The organism is Promicromonospora sp. NPDC023805 (assembly GCF_040639635.1).
In the GTDB taxonomy this organism is placed as follows: domain Bacteria; phylum Actinomycetota; class Actinomycetes; order Actinomycetales; family Cellulomonadaceae; genus Promicromonospora.
Genome location: NZ_JBFAAH010000038.1, coordinates 1 through 19,480, shown reverse-complemented (window position 1 = coordinate 19,480; position 19,480 = coordinate 1). Strand labels below are relative to the sequence as shown.

Annotated in this window: 20 protein-coding genes and 1 pseudogene; 12 read left to right on the top strand and 9 right to left on the bottom strand. The window is 71.1% G+C overall.

Annotated features, from left to right (window positions below; all coding sequences use genetic code 11):
* The first annotated feature begins 2 nt into the window (after positions 1-2).
* The 4 genes and pseudogenes from AB0F70_RS25440 (at position 3) to AB0F70_RS25425 (ending at position 1,724) form a co-directional block, all read left to right on the top strand.
* Positions 3-626, top strand: coding sequence for an NAD(P)-binding domain-containing protein (locus AB0F70_RS25440; RefSeq protein ID WP_357455356.1), 624 nt, complete (start codon positions 3-5; stop codon positions 624-626).
* A gap of 66 nt (positions 627-692) precedes the next feature.
* Positions 693-860, top strand: a pseudogene (locus AB0F70_RS25435) (NAD-dependent epimerase/dehydratase family protein); the annotation flags it as partial.
* 40 nt (positions 861-900) lie between these two features.
* Positions 901-1,233 (top strand): nucleoside-diphosphate sugar epimerase, encoded by a 333-nt coding sequence (locus AB0F70_RS25430; RefSeq protein WP_357455425.1) that lies wholly within the window; start codon positions 901-903, stop codon positions 1,231-1,233.
* A gap of 68 nt (positions 1,234-1,301) precedes the next feature.
* A complete protein-coding gene (locus AB0F70_RS25425; RefSeq protein WP_357455353.1) occupies positions 1,302-1,724 on the top strand; it encodes a hypothetical protein in 423 nt (140 codons plus the stop codon).
* A gap of 5 nt (positions 1,725-1,729) precedes the next feature.
* Here AB0F70_RS25425 and AB0F70_RS25420 read toward each other — a convergent pair whose 3' ends face one another.
* From AB0F70_RS25420 to AB0F70_RS25405, 4 genes are all read right to left on the bottom strand, one after another.
* A complete protein-coding gene (locus tag AB0F70_RS25420) occupies positions 1,730-2,218 on the bottom strand; it encodes an SRPBCC family protein (RefSeq protein ID WP_357455350.1) in 489 nt (162 codons plus the stop codon).
* Positions 2,219-2,552: 334 nt separating this feature from the next.
* Positions 2,553-2,993 (bottom strand): roadblock/LC7 domain-containing protein, encoded by a 441-nt coding sequence (locus tag AB0F70_RS25415; RefSeq protein ID WP_116676091.1) that lies wholly within the window; start codon positions 2,991-2,993, stop codon positions 2,553-2,555.
* A 301-nt stretch (positions 2,994-3,294) separates the two neighbouring features.
* Positions 3,295-3,864, bottom strand: coding sequence for a TetR/AcrR family transcriptional regulator (locus tag AB0F70_RS25410; RefSeq protein ID WP_357455346.1), 570 nt, complete (start codon positions 3,862-3,864; stop codon positions 3,295-3,297).
* A gap of 52 nt (positions 3,865-3,916) precedes the next feature.
* Positions 3,917-4,687, bottom strand: a complete 771-nt coding sequence (locus AB0F70_RS25405; RefSeq protein WP_357455343.1) for an NlpC/P60 family protein — start codon at positions 4,685-4,687, stop codon at positions 3,917-3,919.
* Positions 4,688-4,908: 221 nt separating this feature from the next.
* On the opposite strand from AB0F70_RS25405, the gene AB0F70_RS25400 reads away from it, so the two are divergent.
* Together AB0F70_RS25400 and AB0F70_RS25395 are read left to right on the top strand one after the other, a co-directional pair.
* The gene (locus AB0F70_RS25400; protein ID WP_357455340.1) at positions 4,909-5,571 is read left to right on the top strand and encodes a histidine phosphatase family protein; all 663 of its coding nucleotides are present in this window, start codon (positions 4,909-4,911) and stop codon (positions 5,569-5,571) included.
* A gap of 59 nt (positions 5,572-5,630) precedes the next feature.
* Positions 5,631-6,374, top strand: a complete 744-nt coding sequence (locus tag AB0F70_RS25395; RefSeq protein ID WP_357455337.1) for a class I SAM-dependent methyltransferase — start codon at positions 5,631-5,633, stop codon at positions 6,372-6,374.
* Between the two features lie 3 nt (positions 6,375-6,377).
* Here the strand turns inward: AB0F70_RS25395 and AB0F70_RS25390 are convergent, their stop codons facing one another.
* Both AB0F70_RS25390 and AB0F70_RS25385 read right to left on the bottom strand, forming a co-directional pair.
* Complete coding sequence (locus AB0F70_RS25390) at positions 6,378-7,139, bottom strand: MerR family transcriptional regulator (RefSeq protein ID WP_357455334.1); 762 nt, start codon at positions 7,137-7,139, stop codon at positions 6,378-6,380.
* A gap of 103 nt (positions 7,140-7,242) precedes the next feature.
* The gene (locus tag AB0F70_RS25385; RefSeq protein ID WP_357455331.1) at positions 7,243-9,366 is read right to left on the bottom strand and encodes an AAA family ATPase; all 2,124 of its coding nucleotides are present in this window, start codon (positions 9,364-9,366) and stop codon (positions 7,243-7,245) included.
* A 199-nt stretch (positions 9,367-9,565) separates the two neighbouring features.
* Here AB0F70_RS25385 and AB0F70_RS25380 point away from each other — a divergent pair, with 199 nt between their 5' ends.
* Both AB0F70_RS25380 and AB0F70_RS25375 read left to right on the top strand, forming a co-directional pair.
* Positions 9,566-9,922, top strand: a complete 357-nt coding sequence (locus tag AB0F70_RS25380) for a DUF3467 domain-containing protein (protein WP_357455328.1) — start codon at positions 9,566-9,568, stop codon at positions 9,920-9,922.
* 268 nt (positions 9,923-10,190) lie between these two features.
* Positions 10,191-10,559 carry an STAS domain-containing protein gene (locus tag AB0F70_RS25375; RefSeq protein WP_357455325.1) on the top strand — a complete coding sequence of 123 codons (369 nt, stop codon included), beginning with the start codon at positions 10,191-10,193 and terminating at the stop codon, positions 10,557-10,559.
* A gap of 26 nt (positions 10,560-10,585) precedes the next feature.
* On the opposite strand, the gene ppgK is transcribed toward AB0F70_RS25375, so the two are convergent.
* Positions 10,586-11,332 (bottom strand): polyphosphate--glucose phosphotransferase, encoded by a 747-nt coding sequence (gene ppgK / locus AB0F70_RS25370; protein WP_357455322.1) that lies wholly within the window; start codon positions 11,330-11,332, stop codon positions 10,586-10,588.
* Between the two features lie 14 nt (positions 11,333-11,346).
* Here ppgK and AB0F70_RS25365 point away from each other — a divergent pair, with 14 nt between their 5' ends.
* Positions 11,347-11,532, top strand: coding sequence for an SPOR domain-containing protein (locus tag AB0F70_RS25365; RefSeq protein ID WP_357455319.1), 186 nt, complete (start codon positions 11,347-11,349; stop codon positions 11,530-11,532).
* A 64-nt stretch (positions 11,533-11,596) separates the two neighbouring features.
* Here AB0F70_RS25365 and panB read toward each other — a convergent pair whose 3' ends face one another.
* Positions 11,597-12,427 carry a 3-methyl-2-oxobutanoate hydroxymethyltransferase gene (panB, locus tag AB0F70_RS25360; protein WP_357455316.1) on the bottom strand — a complete coding sequence of 277 codons (831 nt, stop codon included), beginning with the start codon at positions 12,425-12,427 and terminating at the stop codon, positions 11,597-11,599.
* 104 nt (positions 12,428-12,531) lie between these two features.
* Here panB and glnA point away from each other — a divergent pair, with 104 nt between their 5' ends.
* Together glnA and AB0F70_RS25350 are read left to right on the top strand one after the other, a co-directional pair.
* Positions 12,532-13,866 (top strand): type I glutamate--ammonia ligase, encoded by a 1,335-nt coding sequence (gene glnA / locus AB0F70_RS25355; RefSeq protein WP_357455313.1) that lies wholly within the window; start codon positions 12,532-12,534, stop codon positions 13,864-13,866.
* 142 nt (positions 13,867-14,008) lie between these two features.
* Positions 14,009-17,317 (top strand): bifunctional [glutamine synthetase] adenylyltransferase/[glutamine synthetase]-adenylyl-L-tyrosine phosphorylase, encoded by a 3,309-nt coding sequence (locus AB0F70_RS25350; RefSeq protein WP_357455309.1) that lies wholly within the window; start codon positions 14,009-14,011, stop codon positions 17,315-17,317.
* Here AB0F70_RS25350 and AB0F70_RS25345 read toward each other — a convergent pair.
* Entirely contained in the window at positions 17,302-18,207 is a 906-nt protein-coding gene (locus tag AB0F70_RS25345; protein ID WP_357455306.1) for a LysR family transcriptional regulator, read from the bottom strand. The two genes, AB0F70_RS25350 and AB0F70_RS25345, sit on opposite strands and share 16 nt — an antisense overlap.
* Positions 18,208-18,288: 81 nt before the next feature.
* Here AB0F70_RS25345 and AB0F70_RS25340 point away from each other — a divergent pair, with 81 nt between their 5' ends.
* Entirely contained in the window at positions 18,289-19,344 is a 1,056-nt protein-coding gene (locus AB0F70_RS25340) for an EamA family transporter (RefSeq protein WP_357455304.1), read from the top strand.
* The last annotated feature ends 136 nt before the right edge of the window (positions 19,345-19,480 follow it).

Here is a 19,480-nt window from a genome sequence, read left to right as displayed (position 1 = left end):
TCATGAGCAGCATCACTCTTATCGGCACGGGGAACATGGCCCGTGCGATCGGCACGCGCGCGGTCGCGGGCGGCAACACCGTCGAGGTCATGGGGCGCGATCAGTCCAAGGCCGATGACCTGGCCAAGACTCTGGGCGGCGGTACGACGACGGGCAGGTGGGGCGCCGTCCCGTCCGGGGACATCGTCATCACTGCCCTGCTGGCCGACGGCGTCGTTCCGGTCGTCGGCGAGTACGGGGACGCCCTCGCGGGCAAGGTCATCGTCGACATCAGCAACCCCTTCAACGCCACGTTCGACGGGCTGGCTCACGGCGAGGAGACCTCGATCGTGCGGGAGGCCGCCAAGGTGGCCCCGGCCAGTGCCAGCATGGTGAAGGCATTCAACACCATCTTTCGTAATGTCCTGGAAAAGGGGCGACCGGACGTCTTCATCGCTGGCGACAATGCACAGGCCAAGGCGAGTGTGGCGGCATTCATCAAAAGCCTCGGGCTGCGCCCGTTGGACGTCGGTGGCCTGAAGATGGCGCACTGGCTGGAAGGGATGGGTCTGGTCACCGTGGGCATCGCCGGAAACGGGGTCGGCCATTGGGATTTCGCCGTCGGCGTCGACGAATTCACCAGCTGAGCGACCCCGCGCCGCTCTCTTTTCCGCCGTATCACTCACCAGGAATCGCTCACAAGGAGCAGTAGCTTGCGCGTCTTCGTCACTGGCGGGACCGGCCATTCCGGTTCGCACATCATTCCTGAGCTCATTTCCGCCGGGCACGAGGTCACCGGCCTGGCCCGGTCGGACACGGCCTCGGCGACCCTGTCCGCGCTCGGCGCGAAGGTACGCCGCGGCGACCTCCAGGACCTCGACGGACTCAAGGAGGCGGCCGCGGACGCCGACGGCGTCATCCATGTCGCACACAGGCAGGATCTGCTGCCGTCCGGTCGTGTTCCGCCTGGCGCTGGAGAAGGGCCAGGCCGGCAGGTACTGGCACGCGGTGGGGGACGGCGGCATCCCGGTCCGCGAGATCGCCGAGGCCATCGGCAACCGGCTGGGCCTACCCGCCGTGAGCTTGCCCCTGGACGAGCTGATGCTGCCGGGACACTTCGGGTTCCTCGCGAACGTGGTCACGCAGAGCTATCCGGCGTCCAACCTCATCACCCGCCGGGACCTCGGCTGGGGACCCGCTCAGCCTGGTCTGCTCGCCGATCTGGACAACGGCCACTACTTCCCCGAGGGCTGAATGCAGGAACCGCCGCGACGGGCCTGCACATTCCTGGTCATCCGTACGGGCACCGGTCACTATGAGCCATGCAGACCGTGCGGCGGTTCCTGGTCCTGACCCCGGTGGCGCTCGTCGTCACCACGGTGGCGTACCTGATCTACTCCACGGCGATCGGCGGCACAGGCTCCTTCGGGTCCGAGGTCGGCAACGCCCTCCGGGTGGCGCTCATGGGGGTGGTCGTCGTGCTCGCGGCGGTGCTCGTCGCCGTCGGCCTGCTGCGTCTGCTGCGTGTCAGCAACGCCTGGGCCGCGCTCGGGCTGGCCTTCGGCCTGGTCGTGGTCGCCCTGGGGATCGGCTCCGCGAGCATCGGGGGCGACGAGTGGGGGATGCTCGGCCTGGTAGTGGTCGCCGGCGCGCAGATCCCCAGCTGGCTGACATTCGCAGCCGGGCTCCTCGTCGGTGATCTGCGGAACCGGACAGCGCGGAACGCCGTCGGCCCCGCCGCCTAGCGGGTTCAGTCCTTTGCTTCGCGGACGTCCGTTCCCTGCTCGGCGAACGCCTTGAAGTCCTGCATGTGCTGTTGCGACTGCTTGCGGAAGACCCCGCGCATGAAAGGCGCGAGCAGCCGCAGCAAGCCGCTGAACCGGTACTCGTTCTCGCTCACCCAGAGCGTCGTCTCCGGCCCGGTTTCAGTGAACCGCTCGCGCGCGCCGTTCCACATGCCTTTGGCGACGATCTCGCGCTCGTAGTGAACGACGCTGTCTCTCGGGATCCCGTGCAGGTCCGTCGGTTCCCGGCGGGTGATGGTCTCGACGGCTTCCATCTCCTGCTGCCCCGTCCGCATCACGACGCGCGACCTGGTCCCGACCTGCCCGTGCAGCCCGGTCAGCGGCTCGTGCAGCACGACGCCGCGCACCCACTTCGGCACGTGTGCGGAGTCGGCGAGCAGCTGGACCACCCTCTCTCGCGGCAGGGCGATCTCGATCGAGACGGTGTACTTCATGGCGGACAGCTCCAGTTTCCCGGGGAAGAACAACCGCCGGTCGCTGCACGACTACGCCGAAAGCTGGCGGATAGCCCGACCTCGTGACGGACGGATCGACGAAGCGTACGTCCGGGCGGCGCTGGCCGCCGGCAGCTGGTGGTCGAGCACCGCCGTCAGGCCGATGACGTCAATGCCGACTGGGCCGCGCGACTCAGCACCGCTCGCTGAGGTCCTGAACCGTCCACCCCTACACACTGCATGCGACACGCCGATGATGGCGTGCAGTGTGTAGGGGTCGCTCTTGACGGCTCTCGCCAGACCGGTCAGCAGTGACCGGTCGGCAGCAGGCGGGTCAGATACCGCGGGGCTGGCGGTCCGTCGGGAGGCTGCCACGCATCTCCGAGATCAGCTGCGGCGTCAAGGTCGCCTCGGTGCGGGACACCAGCAGCGCCATCTCGTAGCCGACGAGGCCGATGTCGCACGTGGACTCGGCCACAACGCCCAGCACCGACCCGTTCGAGACGCTCATCAGGAACAGGAATCCCTTGTCCATCTCGATGATCGTCTGCCGGACGTTGCCGCCGTTGAGCTGACGGGAGGCTCCACGCGTCAGGCTCGACATGCCCGAGACGATCGCCGCGAGCTGGTCACCGCTGGTGCGGTCGAGCTGGTCGGACATCGCCATGAGCAGGCCGTCCGCCGACACGACGAGCGTGTGCCGGCTGCCAGGGACGGTGCGCACGAAGTTGTCGAGCAGCCACCCGAAATTCGTTGCTTCGGTACTGAGGGTCACTCTTGTCTCTCCTACTGCGTCTGTCGTGCGCTCTCGCTGCTGGTCGGGCGCTCGATGGTCGGCGCCCGAACCTTGCCACGTTGGTCTTGGAGTTGCGGAGCCTTCGGCGGGCGCCCAGGCAGGGTTTCCAGCAAGTCTGTGACGCCACGGTACCCCTCGCCGCCGACTAGCCGGTACAAGGTCTTGCGATGTTCACCGAGCGCCGCCGGGGCACACGGTAAACCGATCGGTTTCCTTGCGCAAACATGGATGTCGTGAATTTGGCTGTCGTGCCAGGCGCGGCGAGGCGCCGGGCCGGCGGTCAGTGCATCCCCGACGCGTCCAGCAGGGTGCGGACGGTGGGCACCATGAGTCCTGCCAGATGGTCGGCTCCGATCCCCGCACGCGCGCTCGCCCCGTCGAAGACCAGGATGAGCTGCCGCGCCAGCAGGTCCGGGGCACCGGCCCCGCCCGCTGCGGCCTCGGCGCGGAAGAACTCAGTGAGCCCCTCCTTGACCTGGCGGGCGACCCGGCCGGCCGGGTGGTCCGGGCTCTTGAGCTCGATCTGGACGGCGAGATATCGGCAGCCACGGAACTCAGGCGCCCCCGCCTGGACCTCCAGCTGCTCGAAGACGTGCAGGATCCGCTCACGGTGCCCACGGGCGTCGTCGGCCGCGGGCAGGAGTGATGCCGCGAAGGCGGCAGCGCCCCGTTCGAGGCTTGCTGCCAGCAGCTCGTCCTTGCTGTCGAAGAGCTGGTACATGGAGCGCTTCGACACGCCCGCCGTCCTGCACAGCGCCTCGATGCCGACGCCGACGCCCTGTTGGTACGAGAGGCCGGCCGCTGTCTCCAGCAGTCGCTCCCGAGGGCCGGGCCTCGCCTCTGTCGTCATGCCGGGATTCTAGCCAGGCAAGGACGAGCCGGAAACTGATCGGTCTACCGAGTCAGCCCACGCGGATGAAGACGGGGCCGGACTGCCAGATGCTCGTGTACCGGACGTTCTTGCCGGGTACCGGGGCCTCGATCTGCATCCCGTCACCCGCGTAGATCGCGATGTGCCCTGGTGACCAGATCAGGTCGCCCGGCAGCGCCTCGGAGTACGGGACGGCGGTGCCGGCGTAACGCTGCTCGGCCGACGTGCGCGGCAGGTCGATACCGACCTGGGCGAAGACGTAGGACGTGAACCCGGAGCAGTCGAATCCTGCCGGAGTCGTGCCGCCCCACACATACGGGACACCGATGTAGCGCATCGCGATGGAGACCACCGACGCCCGGCGCTGCTCGGCTTCCTCCGCTGCGATCTCGGCGGCGCGCTCCGCCTGGTACTCCTCGTTCTCGGCGGCCGAGACGACGGTGACCGCCGACTTCTCGACCTTCAGCTCAGCCGTGGGGTTGACCGCGACGACGTTCGCGGCAGCCACGGTCTGGCGCGCCTGGGAGGCGAGAGCGTTGATATCGGTCGTGTTGAGCTTGCCCTTCATCGCCGTACCGGTCAGCGACGTGCTGATCTCGGTGGACGGTGCAGCCTGGGCAGGCGGCGCGATCAGGGAGAGCAGGACGCCGGAACCTGCCGCGGCGATCACTGCTCCGCGACCAGTGATCACACCGGCCTGACCGGTGGCGGCCTGGGCCACGGCGGTCAGGAGGGGGCGGTGTGCGGCGCGGTGACGACCACGACGGAGCTGGGACGTGGCCGTGCTGGACTGGGGATCCATGAAAGCGGGGGCCTTTCAGATGGAAGGAGACCCGTGCGCGGCCCGCGTGAGACCGCGCCGGGAACCGGCGAGCAGGGGACGAAGGCGACATGTCAGGCTCATAGCGAGCCCAAGAGTAACGGAACGGATACGAGGTTGACACCCCCCAACTTTCCCTGCCGTTGTCTCTGTGTTCCGGACGGCGTCTCCGGCCGCCCGATGTCTCGGCGAGAATGCTCCCCATGAGACTTCTGCTCCTGCGGCACGGACAGACGCCCTCGAACGTGCACGGGCTCCTCGACACCGCACACCCCGGCCCAGGGCTGACGGCGCTCGGCGAGCGTCAGGCCGCTGCGGTGCCCCACGCGCTGCGCGACCGTCAGATCGACGCGATAGCCGTCTCCCCGCTGGTCCGGACGTCGCTCACCGCCGCGCCGCTGGCCCGGGCGCGAGAGATGGAGCCGCTCGTCGTGGACGGCCTCCAGGAGATCGAGGCGGGCGAGCTGGAGATGGCCGGTACCCACCAGGCACACCAGCGCTACCTCGGCACCGCCTTCGCGTGGGCGCGCGGCGACGTCGGCCGCGCCATGCCGGGTGGTGCGGACGGCGCGGCATTCCTTGGCCGCTACGACGCGGCGGTCGCGCAGGTCGCCGCGCGAGGTGGCGACAGCGCTGTACTGGTGTCGCACGGTGCGGCGATCCGGGTGTGGGTCTCGGCGCGGGTGGCCGGCGTGGACGTCGACCACGCCGAGCGGACGGCGCTGGCCAACACCGGTCTGGTGGAGATCGAGGGTGACCCCGTCGGTGGCTGGCGGCTGATCAGCTGGAGTGCGGACCCCGTCGGCGGCCGCGGGCTCGACGCCCTGGCGGCCGACGACCCGACCGGGGAACCGGTCGAGGACTGAGCCCGGAAGGCACAGGAAAACAGCTGGGCCGCCGGCACCAGCGCTGGCAGGCTGGCGGGATGGACGTCACGGGGGACGAGACACGGGCCGCCTGGGCCATCGCTTCGCGCAAGTACGAGGACGAGTACGCCGAACATCTCGAGCGCGCCCGCACCGCTGAGCTGCTGCCGGCCGAGGTCGACGTGCTGAGGGAGATGGTCGTCGGCTCCGACGTCGTGCACCCGATGAGCGGGCACGGCCTGGACGACGTCGCGCTCGCGCGCCTCGGCGCGCGCTCCGTGCACGGACTGGACTACAGCGAAGCGGCGGTCTCGAGCGCGCAGCGCCGAGCCGACGAGCTCGACATGCCCTGCCGGTACACGCGCACGGTCATGCCCGCGAGCGGGCTGGACGACGCGTGCGCCGACCTCGTCTACACCGGCAAGGGCGCGCTCATCTGGGTCGCCGACCTGCCCGCCTTCTTCGCGGAGACGCACCGCCTGCTCCGGGCGGACGGCTGGTTCTACGTGTACGAGACGCACCCGCTGGTACCGCTGTGGGACTGGAGCCCGGACGAGATCCGCGTCCGCCCCGATCGCGGCTACTTCGCGCCCTCGCACGTCAACGACTCGTACCCGGGCAACGGTGCGGTGGAGCGCCAGCACACGCTCTCGGAGATCGTCATGGCGTGCCTGGAGGCAGGGTTCGAGATCAAGCACCTCGCCGAGCACCCCGACCCGTTCTGGCGCCCGGGCGGGGCCACGGCGGCCGCGTGGGACGGGCGGCTCCCGAACGCGTTCAGCCTGCTCGCGCGGCGCGCCTGAGCGTCAGCGGTCCGTCCGTTCCTCGTCGGCGTCAGGCCGTTCGTCAGCCGTGCCGTAGATGATCCGGTGGGCGCGGGAGAGCACGTCGAGCTGGGCAGGGTTGTAGAGCTCCCGCAGCGACTCCACCATGGTGTGCTCGAGCGTGGCCGGGTCCTTCGAGGCGCGAGTGACCGGGTCGTTGAGCCAGGGGTATTCGGCCTGCTTCTGCTTGATGACCGGGGCGAAGTACTCCGCCAGCCGGGTGCGCGTGGCCGTGTCGGCGTCCGGCGGGAGGTTGTCGAACTCCTCGTCCGCCTCCGTGCGCGGGTGCTCCTCCACGAGCCGCCGGATGTCATCCATCGCCGCCTCGTCGTAGATCTGCGCATAGATCATGACCAGCGACCGGTCCGTCTCCGAGAGTGTCTTCGACGCCGAGCTGAAGCCCGCCGGCAGGTCGACGGGTGCGTGGTGCCGCATGATCAGGGCGAGCTCGGCCCGCGCTCGCTGCAGCCGCTCGATGGTCGCTTCGAGCTCGGCGTCGAGCACCTGGAACGCCTCGACGGGGTTCTCGTCCGCGCGGCCCATCGACTCGATCTGCGCAAGGGGCACGCCGAGGTCCCGGAGCCGCCGGATCTGCAGGAGCCGCACCAGGTGCGGCACGCCGTACTGCTTGTAGCCGTTCGACCTGCGCTCGGGCTGCTCGAGCAGGCCGGCCTCGTGGTAGTGCCGGACGGTGTTGACCGTCGTGCCCGCGAGGTCCGCGATCTGCCGGGTGCTCCACGCCACGATCCGATCCGCTCCTCTGGTCCGATCCGCCCATCGGCTGGTACGCCGCCGACATGCCCCAGTGGAAACTATGTCCCCGGAACAGGGTCAAGCGCCCCCGAGCTCAGGGGACCAGCGCCGAACCCACCGCGCTGTCGACGCCCAGCTCCGGCGGCAGGTCGCCGTCGTGCCGGACGACGAGGGACGTGACCGCCCGCGTGAGGCAGACGTAGAGCCGCCGCAGGCCGGTGGCGTGGTTCGGTTCGGCCGCCACTATCGCTGCCGGGTCGTGCAGCACCACGTGGTCGAACTCGAGGCCCTTCGCGAGCGAGGCGGGCACCAGGTCCAGGTGCGCGTCGAACTCGGAGGCGTCCTCCGGGTCGGCAGCGGTCTCACCGGGGCCCGGTGGCTCGTCGTCCTGCTCGCCGACGACGGCGAAGGCGACTCCCGCCGCGGTGAGCATCGTGCGGAGGTGCGCCACGGCGTCGTCGGGCACGATGAGGCCTACCGAGCCCTCCAGGCCGGCGACGCCGGTGAGGACGTCGTCGAGCGGTGCGTCGGTGATCGTGAGGCGGCCGCGGGCGCGCCGGACCGCCGTCGGCGGTTCGAGGCCGGGTGCGATGCTCGGCAGGAGCCGGGCGGCGAGCTCGATCACGTCGCCGGGAACGCGGAATCCCGCGGTCAGCTGCTCCACATGCCCGTCGGGCTTCGCGAGGTGGCCGAGGACGTCCGACCAGTCGCGCGACGCCCAGGGCGTGGTGGCCTGGGCGAGGTCGCCGAGCACGGTGAGCGAGCCCGTCGCGGCACGGCGCCCGAGGGCGCGCAGCATCATCGCCGACAGGTCCTGCGCCTCGTCGACGACGATGTGCGCCACCGACTCCGTCCGGTCCAGCAGGTCGACGATCTCGTCGAGCAGGACGAGGTCCGCGGTCGTCCAGCGTGCGGCGCCGGGCGTGCGGGGCGGGCGCGCCAACGTCAGGAGGAGCTGTTCCGCCTCGGAGAGGATTCCCTCCGCGCACTCGGCGAGGAACCCGGGGTCGGAGAGCAGCCGGAAGAGCAGCCGACGCGGCTCGACCGCCGGCCAGACCGCCGCCGCGTAGTCCCGGACGGGCTTGGTGCGGGCCAGCACGTCCCACGCCTTGTCGTCGAGCGCGTCACCGGTCTCCTCGATCTGGACGAGGACACGGTGGGCGAGAGCGTGCCGGAGCTGGGCTGCGCCGAGGGCGTACCGCACGTCCCGGGCCCTGACCTGCTCGATCGCCTCACGCGCCTCGTACGCGGGGACGCGCCAGCGGAACGAGCCGCGCGGCAGGACCAGCGTGTCCTGCGGGGTGCCGATGTGCGACCAGACGGCGTTCCGCAGCACCTCCGCCATCCGGCCGTCGCCCTTGAGGGTCGCGACGTCGGCGGCCTCGGTGGCGCGGACCGGCGCGTGCGTGCCGACGATCTCCTCGATGGTCGCCTGGGTGGCGTGGATCTCGCCGAGCGCGGGCAGCACGTCGCGGATGTACCGCAGGAAGCTCTTGTTCGGCCCGACGACGAGCACACCGCGGCGCGTGAGCTGGTCGCGGTGCGCATACAAGAGATAGGCGGCGCGGTGCAGCCCGACCGCCGTCTTGCCCGTGCCTGGCGCACCCTGCACGACGAGCGTGCGCTCGAGCGGCATGCGGACTATGACGTCCTGCTCGGGCTGGATGGTCGCGACGATGTCGCGCATCGGGCCGGTGCGCGGGCGTTCGATCTCGGCCTCGAGGATGTCCGAGTGCGCGGAGGTGGCGCCGTCGGCGCCCGGCTCGGCCCGGGCCAGCGACTCGTCCTCGAGAGCGGTGAGCCGGCCGCGCGCGAACCCGTACCGGCGACGGGCGGTGATGCCCATGGGCTCCTTGGGCGTGGCCCGGTAGAACGGGGTGCTCACCGGCGCGCGCCAGTCCACCACCATCGGCTCGCCGTCCGGGTCCGAGACGTGGCGGCGGCCGATGTGGAAGCTCTCGGTGCCGACCTCGACCGTGCCGACCTCGACGTCGCTCTCCTCGACGGTGATCCGGCCGAAGAAGAGCGGGATCTCTGGGTCGTCGGTGAGCTGTTCCATCCGCCGGGCGAGCGTCGCCTCCAGCACGTCCGCGCTCACCCGGTCCCCGGCGTAGCGGCCGTCCAGCGCGGCCACCCGATCGCGCATCCGGCCGAGCTGGGTCCGTGCCTCGGCGAGAAATTCTCGTTCCTTGGCGAGCTCGGGCGCGTCGGCAGGCATGGGTGACCCTCCAGGAGTCGGCGGGGGATGTTCGCGGGAGCGAACGCGCGATTCTAGTGCCGGGGACCCGATCGAGACGGCATCTTTTTGGTGACGCCCGGCTACCGCGATGCATATGTCCTCGGAGTCCGTTTCCACTGTCGCACCAACGGGCCCCACGGTACGGTCGGGGAACCGCCCGGCCAATCGAGGAGCCCCAGTGTCGTCCGACGAGCTGCCCCAGGAGTTCCAGATCGACGTGCCAGACGAGATGGAGACCGGCGTACCGGCCGACTTCGCCTCGGTATGGCACACGCCGACGTCGTTCATCCTGGACTTCATCGCCGTGAAGCAGCCCCCGAGCCCGGTCTCCGACCCCGAGTCGGGAGAAGTCACCTCGATAACGGTGCCGGGCCGTGTGGTGTCGCGAGTGCGCATTCCTCCGCAGCAGGTGTTCGAGCTCGCCAAGGCGCTCACTATGCAGCTCGACGCATGGGAGAAGGAAAGCGCACCGACCGTTCGCAATCCAGGGATGGCAGAGGGGCCGGATGGCCCCAATCGATCATCCGAGAAATGAATCTTGTGAATCTTTTTCTTGGACGATTGTCCAACTGGGCGTCCATATGTCCGGTCTGACCGGTGGAAATGTTCCAGTTTGGCCGGAGAAAAGGTGGGTTATACCAGTCCTGAGGGGGAAATGTAAGCCTCCGAGGCTGTTCCACTTGCGATCTTCACGGATGTAGGCTTCCCGTGATCGCGACGAAGGCGTTGCAATCTCCCAGAGTTGCCCGGGGGGTCGGGCGACCCGTTCCGGCGGCCATGTCGGGGAGCAATGAACAGGGGCGATGCAAGTGAGCAACTCGGAATTCGATAACAGGGGGCGCACGGGCGGGATCATGTTCGAAGAACAGTCCCGCACGAGTGTCGTGAGTATGTGGGGAGAGATCGATGTCTCCCTGCGCGGTGAGTCCAGTGCTGCGATAGCTAATGCACTGGAGCGGGCGAAGTCGGTAGTGATCGACACCTCGAGGGTGACGTTCATGGACTCGACGGGCGTCGCATTTCTCATGCAGATGTACACCTACGGAACGCAGGACGGGCTGACCGTCACCCTTCCGGACCCGCCACCGGTGGTCCGGAGCGTCATCGAGATGCTCGGGGTCGACGTGCTGTTCGCCCAGCCGGCCCAGCCCGCCGTGGCGCGGGAGGCCTGACCGGGGCTCTGCCGTTCAGCGGCTGGTCAGCGCCCCGCGGCCAGCGCCGCGGCGCCCACGATGCCCGCAGCGTTGCGCAGCTGCGCGGGAACGATCGGCGCACGCAGGTGCAGGTGCGGCAGGTACTTCTCGTGATGCTTGCTCACACCGCCGCCCACGACGATGAGGTCGGGCGACAACAGGTCCTCGACGACGCCGAAGTAGCGCTGCAGGCGCTCGGTCCACTCGTCCCAGGACAGGTCCTCCCGCTCGCGCGCTGAGTCTGCCGCACGCGACTCGGCGTCGTGCCCGTCGATCTCGAGGTGCCCCAGCTCGGTGTTCGGCACCAGGACGCCGTCGACCACCAGCGCCGAACCGATCCCCGTGCCCAGGGTCACCACCAGCACCACGCCATCGGTGTTGCGAGCCGCTCCGTACCGGACCTCGCCGATGCCCGCCGCGTCGGCGTCGTTCACCGCGGTGACGCTCCGGCCGGTCGCGCGCTGCACGAGCGCGGGCAGGTCGACGCCGGTCCAGGACTGGTCGAGGTTCGCCATGAACCGCACCACACCGTGCTGCATGGGCGCGGGGAACGCGACGCCGATCGGCACGTCGTCAGCCAGGTGGTAGCTGTCGACGAGCTGGGCGAGCACGTCCGCCACGGCCTGCGGGGTGGACGGTTGGGGGGTCGGGATGCGGGTCCGCTTGTCCGCGTACTCGCCGGCCACGAGGTCGACGGGCGCACCCTTGATCCCCGAACCTCCGATGTCGATGCCGAACGCCAGGTCAGTCATGTCAGGATCGTCTCATGACCACTGGGGAGCAGTACTGGTACAACACCGAGACGGGTGAGGTCGAGGAGGGGCACCGTTCCTCCTGGACCCATCTGATGGGGCCGTACGGCACTCGTGCCGAGGCGCAGCGGGCCCTGGAGAGCGCGAAGTCGCGCAACGAGTCCTGGGACAAGGACGACGAGGAGTGGCGCAAGAAGTGACGCGCGGGCACCTGTCAGACGTACAGGTCACCCGGGTGATCCGTAGGTCTGACACATGCCGCTCCTACTTGTCGAACGAGTGCTCCGCGTCCGGGAACGAGGAGTCCTTGACCTCGGAGACGTAGTCCTCAGCGGCCTGCTGCAGGGCTGCGCCGATCTCGGCGTAGCGCCGGGCGAAGCGCGGCGACCAGCCGGTCATGCCCGCCATGTCCGTCCACACCAGGACCTGGCCGTCGCAGTGCGGCCCGGCACCGATGCCGATGGTCGGGATGCGCACGATCTCGGTGATGCGCGCGGCGACGCCCGATGGCACCATCTCCAGGACGACGGCGACGGCGCCGGCCTCCTCGATGGCCTGCGCGTCCGCTGCCAGCGCCTCCACGGCGTCGTCGCCGCGGCCCTGGACGCGCGGCCCGCCGAGCAGGTTCTCCGACTGCGGTGTGTACCCGAGGTGCGCGACGACGGGGATGCCTGCGTCGGTCAGCGCGCGGATCTGCGCCGCCGAGCGGATGCCGCCCTCGAGCTTGACCGCGTCGGCGCCCGTCTCCTTGAAGACCCGCACCGCCGTCTCCAGCGCCTGCTGCGGTCCGGCCTCGTACGAGCCGAACGGCAGGTCGATCACCACGAAGGCGCGCTTCGTGGCCCGCGCGACGGCGCGCGCGGCCGGGATCATGTCGTCGACGGTCACCGGGATGGTGGTGGCGTGGCCGTGCATGACGTTCCCGATGGAGTCACCCACGAGCAGGATGTCCATGCCTGCGGCGTCGAAGATGGCGGCGGTCACCGCGTCGTACGCGGTGAGCATCGCGAGCTTCTCGCCTCGGGCCTTGGCCTCCGCCAGGTGGTGCACGCGGACCCTCTTGGGACCCTGAGTGGGTGAGGTGTGGGCGGACATGGTCCTCCTGTGGTTCGGGCGGCCTCGGTGCCGCAGGAAAGCCTACGGCCGGTCGTCCATGCCCGGTACACGCGCCTGTAACAGGTTTAGTGCAAGATGGGCCCATGGACAGGCAGCAGGAGTTCGTGCTCCGCACGGTCGAGGAGCGCGACATCCGCTTCATCCGGCTCTGGTTCACCGACGTGCTCGGTGTGCTCAAGTCTGTCGCGGTGGCGCCCGCAGAGCTGGAGTCGGCGTTCACCGAGGGCATCGGCTTCGACGGCAGCGCCATCGAGGGGCTCACCCGGGTCTTCGAGGCGGACATGGTCGCCAAGCCCGACCCGACCACCTTCCAGGTGCTTCCCTGGCGGGGTGAACGGCACGGCACGGGGCGCATGTTCTGCGACATCCTGACGCCGGACGGCGAACCCTCGCTGGCGGACTCCCGCAATGTGCTCAAGCGCACACTCGCCAAGGCGAGCGACCGCGGGTTCACGTTCTACACGCACCCCGAGGTGGAGTTCTACCTCTTCAACCAGATGACCAAGGGCGACCCGACGCTCGAGCCGGTCGACCAGGGCGGGTACTTCGACCACCTGGCGCGGGGGTCGACGCACGACTTCCGCCGCGCGGCCATCACGATGCTCGAGTCCATGGGCATCTCGGTCGAGTTCTCGCACCACGAGGCAGGCCCGGGCCAGAACGAGATCGACCTGCGTTACGCCGACGCGCTGACCACCGCCGACAACCTCATGACGTTCCGCACGGTCGTCAAGGAGGTGGCGCTGGAGCAGGGCGTGTTCGCTTCCTTCATGCCCAAGCCGCTGGCCGACCAGCCGGGCTCCGGCATGCACACCCACGTGTCGCTGTTCGAGGACGACCGCAACGCCTTCCACGAGCCGGGCGCCCAGTTCGAGCTGTCCAAGACGGCGCGCCAGTTCATCGCCGGCCTCATGGTGCACGCGGGTGAGATCACCGCCGTCACCAACCAGTACGTCAACAGCTACAAGCGGCTCTGGGGCGGGCAGGAGGCCCCGAGCTACGTGAGCTGGGGCCACAACAACCGCTCCGCGCTGGTCCGGGTGCCGATGTACAAGCCGGGCAAGGGCAACTCGGCACGCATCGAGTACCGCGCGCTGGACTCGGCCGCGAACCCCTACCTGGCCTTCGCGGTGCTCCTGGCCGCCGGCCTCAAGGGCATCGAGGAGGGCTACGACCTCCTCGACCACACGGAGGACGACGTCTGGGAGCTCACGGCCGCCGAGCGGCGCGCCCTGGGTATCGCGCCGCTGCCGCGCGACCTCGACGAGGCGATCCAGTTCATGGAGAAGTCCGAGCTCGTCGCGGAGACGCTCGGTGAGCACGTCTTCGACTACTTCCTGCGCAACAAGCGCGAGGAGTGGGAGGCGTACAGCGCCCAGGTCACGCCGTTCGAGATCAAGCGGTTCCTCCAGCTCTGACCCACCCCGCCGAAGTAGAACCCTGGCGAAGTAGAACCCTGGCGAGATAGAACCGCAGCCTCGCCCGGGTTCTACTTCGCCAGAGTTCTACTTCGCCACGGTTCTACTTCGGCAGAGGGCGCTCGCGTCGTAGGGTCAGGGGGTGCAGAGCCGCCGACCCGAGACCCTGACGACCCACCTGATCCGGGCCGGGTTCGCCGACCTCACCCGCTCGGCCTCGCTGTGGCGGGATCCCGACCTGGTGTCGGTCCTGGACAGCAGACCGAAGGGCGCCAGAGGCGCGGACCACGCGGCCGGACCGGACCGCGGTGCAGTCGAGCTCGCGCCGGCGGACGCCGCGCTGCTGCGGGCGCTCGCGGTCGTCGCCGACCCCGACCTCGCGCTGCTGCAGCTCGTCCGGCTCGCTGCCGCCGCCCCGGACCGGCTGCGTCCGGTCCTCGCTGTCCCCGACGGTGAGCCGGCGGAGGCCCGCGACGCGGACGGCGACGAAGCGCCCCAGCCGTCCGCGCGCGACCGGCTGCTGCGCGTGCTGGGTTCCTCCTCGGCGCTCGGCGACGAGCTGGTGCGGCACCCCGCGCTGCTGGACCTGATCGGCGACCGCACGCCGGGCACCGGCGTACCGGCCGAGCTCGTGCGCGCCGAGCTGCTGCGGGCCGTCGCCGCGGACCCCGAGTCGGAGGAGCCGGTCGCGGGGACCCACGTGCCGGCCGACGGTGCGGCACCCGGCGAGGGCGGGCCGCCGTCGTACACCGACCGGCTGCGCAGGGCCTACCGCGCGAGGCTGCTGCGGATCGCGGCCACCGACGTCACCGCGCCGGACCCCATGGTGGTGCTGCCCGCGGTGGCCGCCGCGCTCGCCGACCTGGCGGCGGCGGCGCTGGAGGGTGCGCTCGCGATCGCGCGCGCCGACGAGGAGGACCACGCCGTCGGTGTGCGCCTGGCCGTGCTGGGCATGGGCAAGACCGGTGGCCGGGAGCTGAACTACATCTCGGACGTCGACGTGATCTACGTCGCCGAGCCGGGTCTGCTGCCCGACGGCGCACCGGCGTGCGACGAGGACCACGCCCTGCGGGTAGCGGCCCGGCTCGCGGGGCGGCTCGCGCAGGTGTGCTCCGGCCCGTCCGCCGAACCCGCGCTGTGGCAGGTCGACGCGGCGCTGCGGCCGGAGGGCAAGCAGGGGCCGCTCGTCCGCACGCTGGCCAGCCACGCCGCGTACTACGAGCGGTGGGCGGTGACGTGGGAGTTCCAGGCGCTGCTGAAGGCGCGTCCGGTCGCTGGTGACCTGGCGCTGGGGGAGGAGTACGTGGCCGCCGTCGGGCCGCTGGTGTGGCAGGCGGTGGAGCGGCCCAACTTCGTGGAGGACGCCCGCGCGATGCGCAAGCGCGTCGAGGACAACGTGCCGGTCGCCGAGGCGGACCGGCAGGTCAAGCTCGGCAAGGGCGGCCTGCGCGACGTCGAGTTCACCGTCCAGCTGCTGCAGCTCGTGCACGGGCGCGCGGACGAGGACATCCGGTCGCGGACGACGCTCGACGCCCTGGCGGCGCTGTCGCGCGGCGGCTACGTCGGCCGCGAGCACGCCCGCCGGATGGGGGAGTGCTACCGGTTCCTGCGGGCCCTGGAGCACCGGATCCAGCTCTTCCGGCTGCGCCGCACCCACCTCATGCCGACGTCCGAGGCCGAGCTGCGCCGCATCGCGCGCGGGCTGGGCCAGGGCGGTGCCGACGACCTCGTCAAGACGTGGCGCTCGGTGCGGCGTGAGGTCCGTGACCTGCACGAGGCCGTCTACTACCGGCCGCTCCTGCCCGCGACGGCGCTGCTCTCGACCGGCGAGGCGTCGCTCGCGCCGAAGGCCGCGATGGCCCGGTTCGCCGCGATCGGCTACCGGGACCCAGCCGGCGCCATGCGGCACGTCCAGGCACTGACCGACGGCGTCTCGCGCCGGGCGTCGATCCAGCGCCAGCTCTTGCCGGTGCTGCTGGGCTGGTTCGCCGAGGGCGCCGACCCGGACGAGGGGCTGCTCGCGTTCCGCAAGCTGTCCGACACCCTCGGCTCGACGCACTGGTACCTGCGGCTGCTGCGCGACTCCGCCGAGGCGGCGTCGCGACTGGCGCAGGTGCTCTCCTCCTCGCGATATCTCGCCGACGCGATCGGGCGGTCCCCTGAGTCGGTGCGCTGGCTCGCGGAGTCGGACTCGCTGGCGCCCCGCGGGGTGCGCAGGCTGGCGGCGGAGGCAGACGCGCTGCTCGGCCGCGCGCAGGAGGTGGACGGCGCGACCGTCGCGCTCCGCGCGCTGCGGCGGCGCGAGCTGGCGCGCACCGGCGTCGCCGAGGTGCTGGGGGCGCTCGGCCCGGTCTCCGCGGCCAAGGCCATCTCGGACGCCGCCGACGTCGTCCTGGCGGGCGGTCTGCGGATCGCCGAGCACGACGCGCGGGCCGAGCGCGGGGTCGCCCGCGGGGACGAGCCCGCCCGGCTGCTCATCGTCGCGATGGGCCGGCTCGGCGGTCAGGAGCTCGGCTACGGCTCGGACGCCGACGTCATGTTCGTGTACGAGGCGGTCGGCGGCGCGCCGGACAAGCAGGCCAACGACTACGCCCTGACCGTGGCGAAGAACCTGCGGCAGATTCTCTCCGCCGTCGGGCCCGAGCCTGGCCTGCCCGTGGACGCCGACCTGCGGCCCGAGGGGCGCAACGGGCCCCTGGTGCGGTCCTTCAAGTCCTATGTGGAGTACTACGGCCGCTGGTCGTCGCCCTGGGAGGCGCAGGCGCTCCTGCGGGCGCGGGCCCTGTCCGGGACGCTGAGCGTGGTCGCGGCGGGCGGCCCGGAGGAGGGCGCGGTAGCGGCCCTGCTGTCGGACGGCGGAGCGGCCGGCGCCGGCGACCTCGACCTGGGGCCCGGTGCCGAGGGCGGCGTGTCGCTGGGCGCGCGGTTCACGGCGCTCATCGACCCGCTGCGCTACCCGGAGGGCGGCCCGGACGCCGCGGTGCTGCGCGAGGTGCGGCGCATCAAGGCGCGTGTTGAGTCGGAGCGGCTGCCCCGCGGCGCGGACCCGGCGCGGCACCTGAAGCTGGGCCGCGGCGGGGTCTCGGATGTCGAGTGGACGGTCCAGCTGCTGCAGCTCCAGCACGCGTTCGAGGTACCCGGCCTGCGGACCACCGGCACCGTCGCCGCCCTGAAGGCGGCCCGGGACGCAGACCTGCTGACGGACGACGACGCCGAGGTGCTGCTGGAGGCCTGGCGGCTCGCGTCGCGCCTGCGTTCGGCGATAGTGCTCTGGTCCGGTCGGACGACGGGCTCCGGCGTCGATCAGCTGCCGCACGACAGCCACGCCCTGACCGGGCTGGCGCGCCTGCTCGGGGACGTCGGCACCGGCCCGGAGCTCGAGGAGCTGTACCTGCGACTCGCCCGGCGGGCGCGCGGGGTGATGGAGCGGGTCTTCTACGGCGCGGAGTGAGGGCCTGCCGTCGCAGGGAGCCCGATCGCCGTCAGGAACGCACGGGTCGCCGGGGTGGGCCCGGGCTTTCCCCAGACGACGTACTCGATGCGGCTCGGCGCATCGGTGACCGTGGCCGTGGCCAGGCCGCCGAGCTCGGGCGCTCGCCGCAGATAGGTAGAGGGCAGGAAGCCGATCGCCAGCCCGTGCCGGATGATCTGGGCCATGAGGGGTGCGTCGGTGACCTCGAAGGCGACGTCACGGCCGAGACCGGCCCTCGCGAAGGCCTGATCGGTCTGCGCCCGGCCGGCCGACCCGTACGGGAAGTCGACGAACGGCTCGGCGGCGAGGTCCGCGAGGGCCAGGCCCTCCGCGCCGGCCAAAGGATGGTCCGCGGCGAGGACGGCGACCAGGCGGTCGCGCGCCAGCTCGTGGCGGTGCACGCCGCTCGGCCGGGCGGAGCTGGGCAGGCCCAGGAACGCCACGTCGAGCCGCCCGGCCGCGACGTCGGTCGTCAGCAGCTCGCTCGGGCCGGTGCGCAGCGAGACGCGCACCTGCGGGTGCCGGCGGCGCAGGTCACGCAGGGCCGCCGGCACGTCGACGGCGGCAACCGTCGGGATGACGCCCACGCCGAGCCGCCCGCGCACCTCGCCGACCGTGGCCGCGGCGTCGGCCGCAGCGCGTTCCGCGGCCTCGAGCGCCTGCCGGGCGGCGGGCAGGAACGCCTCACCCGCCGCCGTCAGGCGCACCTGGCGGCTGGTGCGGGCGAAGAGGGCGGCGCCGAGCTCGTGCTCGAGCCGCTTGATCTGGTGGCTCAGCGCCGACTGCACGACGTGGCAGCGTTCCGCGGCCCGCGTGAAGTTCGACGTCTCGGCCACCGCGACGACGTAGCGCATCTGCTGGAGCTCCATGCCATCAATCGTGCATCACGATCGATCGCATGAAAAGGATGTGTTGGACTCATCGCTGGTCGCGGGCGAAGACTGGAGCACATGGACCCCACGACAGACACCACGACACTCCGGCAAGGCCGCCCCCAGGGCCGGACGGCGGCACTCACCGCCGTCGCCGCCTTCACCGCTGTCACGGCGCTCGCTCCGATGGTCTGGGGCACCACGTACTTCGTCACCACCGAGATGCTCCCGTCCGGGCACCCGCTCTTCGCCGGGCTCGCGCGTGCGCTGCCCGCTGGACTCGTCGCCGTGGCGATCGGCGCGGCGCTCAGCCGCGCGACCGCCGCCAGGAACGGCACGGCGGCCCGGGCACTGCCCCGCGGCGCCTGGTGGTGGAAGAGCGCAGTGCTCGGCACGCTCAACATCGGGCTCTTCTTCCCGATGCTCTTCATCTCCGCCGAGCGGCTGCCCGGCGGCATCGCGGCAACGCTCGGCGCCGTCGGACCCCTGTTCGTAGCGCTCCTCGCCGTGCCGGTGCTCCGGGAACGCCTGTCCGTGCGCCGGGTCGGGTGGGGTATCGCGGGCGTCGTCGGCGTCGGGCTCGTCGTACTCGGCCCGGGCGCCCGCCTCGACGCGGCAGGCGTCGTCGCCGGACTGGCCGGCGCCGTCTCGATGGCGCTCGGCGTCACCCTGACCAAGCGCTGGGGACGCCCAGAGGGCGTCAGCCCGGTCTCGGCCGCGGGCTGGCAGCTGACAGCGGGCGGACTGTTCCTCGTCCCCGTCACCCTCATCGCAGAGGGCCTCCCACCGGCCATCGACGGACGCGCGGCGTTCGGCTACCTCTGGCTCGGCCTGGTGGGCGGCCTCATCGCCTACGTGCTCTGGTTCCGCGGCATCGGACGGCTGCCGGTCACCTCCGTCGCGTTCCTCGCCCCGCTCTCGCCCATGGTCGCCGCGGCGATCGGCGTCGGGGTGCTCGGCGAGAGCCTCTCCGGTATCCAGGTCGCGGGCTTCGCGCTGGCGCTCGCCGCGGTGCTGGCGGGGCAGCTGCCGGGCCGGGGACGGCGGGCGGGTCGGGCGGTGTCGGCGCCGGCGCCCGCAGAGGTCCCGGCACCGGCGCCGGTCAGGATCCAGCGGCTGCAGGTCGCACGATGAGGATCGTCGTCCTCGGCGGGCTGACTTCGGTCGGTTGCTTGGCGCGCTCCGTGACTTCGGTCGGTTGCTCTGAGATCGGTCAATCAATTGACCGATCTCAGAGCAACCGCCCGAAGTGACGAGGAACCCCGGGCCG

Excerpts from the sequence above, each read along its gene's own strand:
- AB0F70_RS25440 (WP_357455356.1), top strand. The coding sequence starts at position 3 with ATGAGCAGCATCACTCTTATCGGCACGGGGAACATGGCCCGTGCGATC.
- AB0F70_RS25430 (WP_357455425.1), top strand. The coding sequence starts at position 901 with ATGTCGCACACAGGCAGGATCTGCTGCCGTCCGGTCGTGTTCCGCCTG.
- AB0F70_RS25425 (WP_357455353.1), top strand. The coding sequence starts at position 1,302 with ATGCAGACCGTGCGGCGGTTCCTGGTCCTGACCCCGGTGGCGCTCGTC.
- AB0F70_RS25420 (WP_357455350.1), bottom strand. The coding sequence starts at position 2,218 with ATGAAGTACACCGTCTCGATCGAGATCGCCCTGCCGCGAGAGAGGGTG.
- AB0F70_RS25410 (WP_357455346.1), bottom strand. The coding sequence starts at position 3,864 with ATGACGACAGAGGCGAGGCCCGGCCCTCGGGAGCGACTGCTGGAGACA.
- AB0F70_RS25405 (WP_357455343.1), bottom strand. The coding sequence starts at position 4,687 with ATGGATCCCCAGTCCAGCACGGCCACGTCCCAGCTCCGTCGTGGTCGT.
- AB0F70_RS25400 (WP_357455340.1), top strand. The coding sequence starts at position 4,909 with ATGAGACTTCTGCTCCTGCGGCACGGACAGACGCCCTCGAACGTGCAC.
- AB0F70_RS25395 (WP_357455337.1), top strand. The coding sequence starts at position 5,631 with ATGGACGTCACGGGGGACGAGACACGGGCCGCCTGGGCCATCGCTTCG.
- AB0F70_RS25385 (WP_357455331.1), bottom strand. The coding sequence starts at position 9,366 with ATGCCTGCCGACGCGCCCGAGCTCGCCAAGGAACGAGAATTTCTCGCC.
- AB0F70_RS25375 (WP_357455325.1), top strand. The coding sequence starts at position 10,191 with ATGCAAGTGAGCAACTCGGAATTCGATAACAGGGGGCGCACGGGCGGG.
- ppgK (WP_357455322.1), bottom strand. The coding sequence starts at position 11,332 with ATGACTGACCTGGCGTTCGGCATCGACATCGGAGGTTCGGGGATCAAG.
- AB0F70_RS25365 (WP_357455319.1), top strand. The coding sequence starts at position 11,347 with ATGACCACTGGGGAGCAGTACTGGTACAACACCGAGACGGGTGAGGTC.
- panB (WP_357455316.1), bottom strand. The coding sequence starts at position 12,427 with ATGTCCGCCCACACCTCACCCACTCAGGGTCCCAAGAGGGTCCGCGTG.
- glnA (WP_357455313.1), top strand. The coding sequence starts at position 12,532 with ATGGACAGGCAGCAGGAGTTCGTGCTCCGCACGGTCGAGGAGCGCGAC.
- AB0F70_RS25345 (WP_357455306.1), bottom strand. The coding sequence starts at position 18,207 with ATGGAGCTCCAGCAGATGCGCTACGTCGTCGCGGTGGCCGAGACGTCG.
- AB0F70_RS25340 (WP_357455304.1), top strand. The coding sequence starts at position 18,289 with ATGGACCCCACGACAGACACCACGACACTCCGGCAAGGCCGCCCCCAG.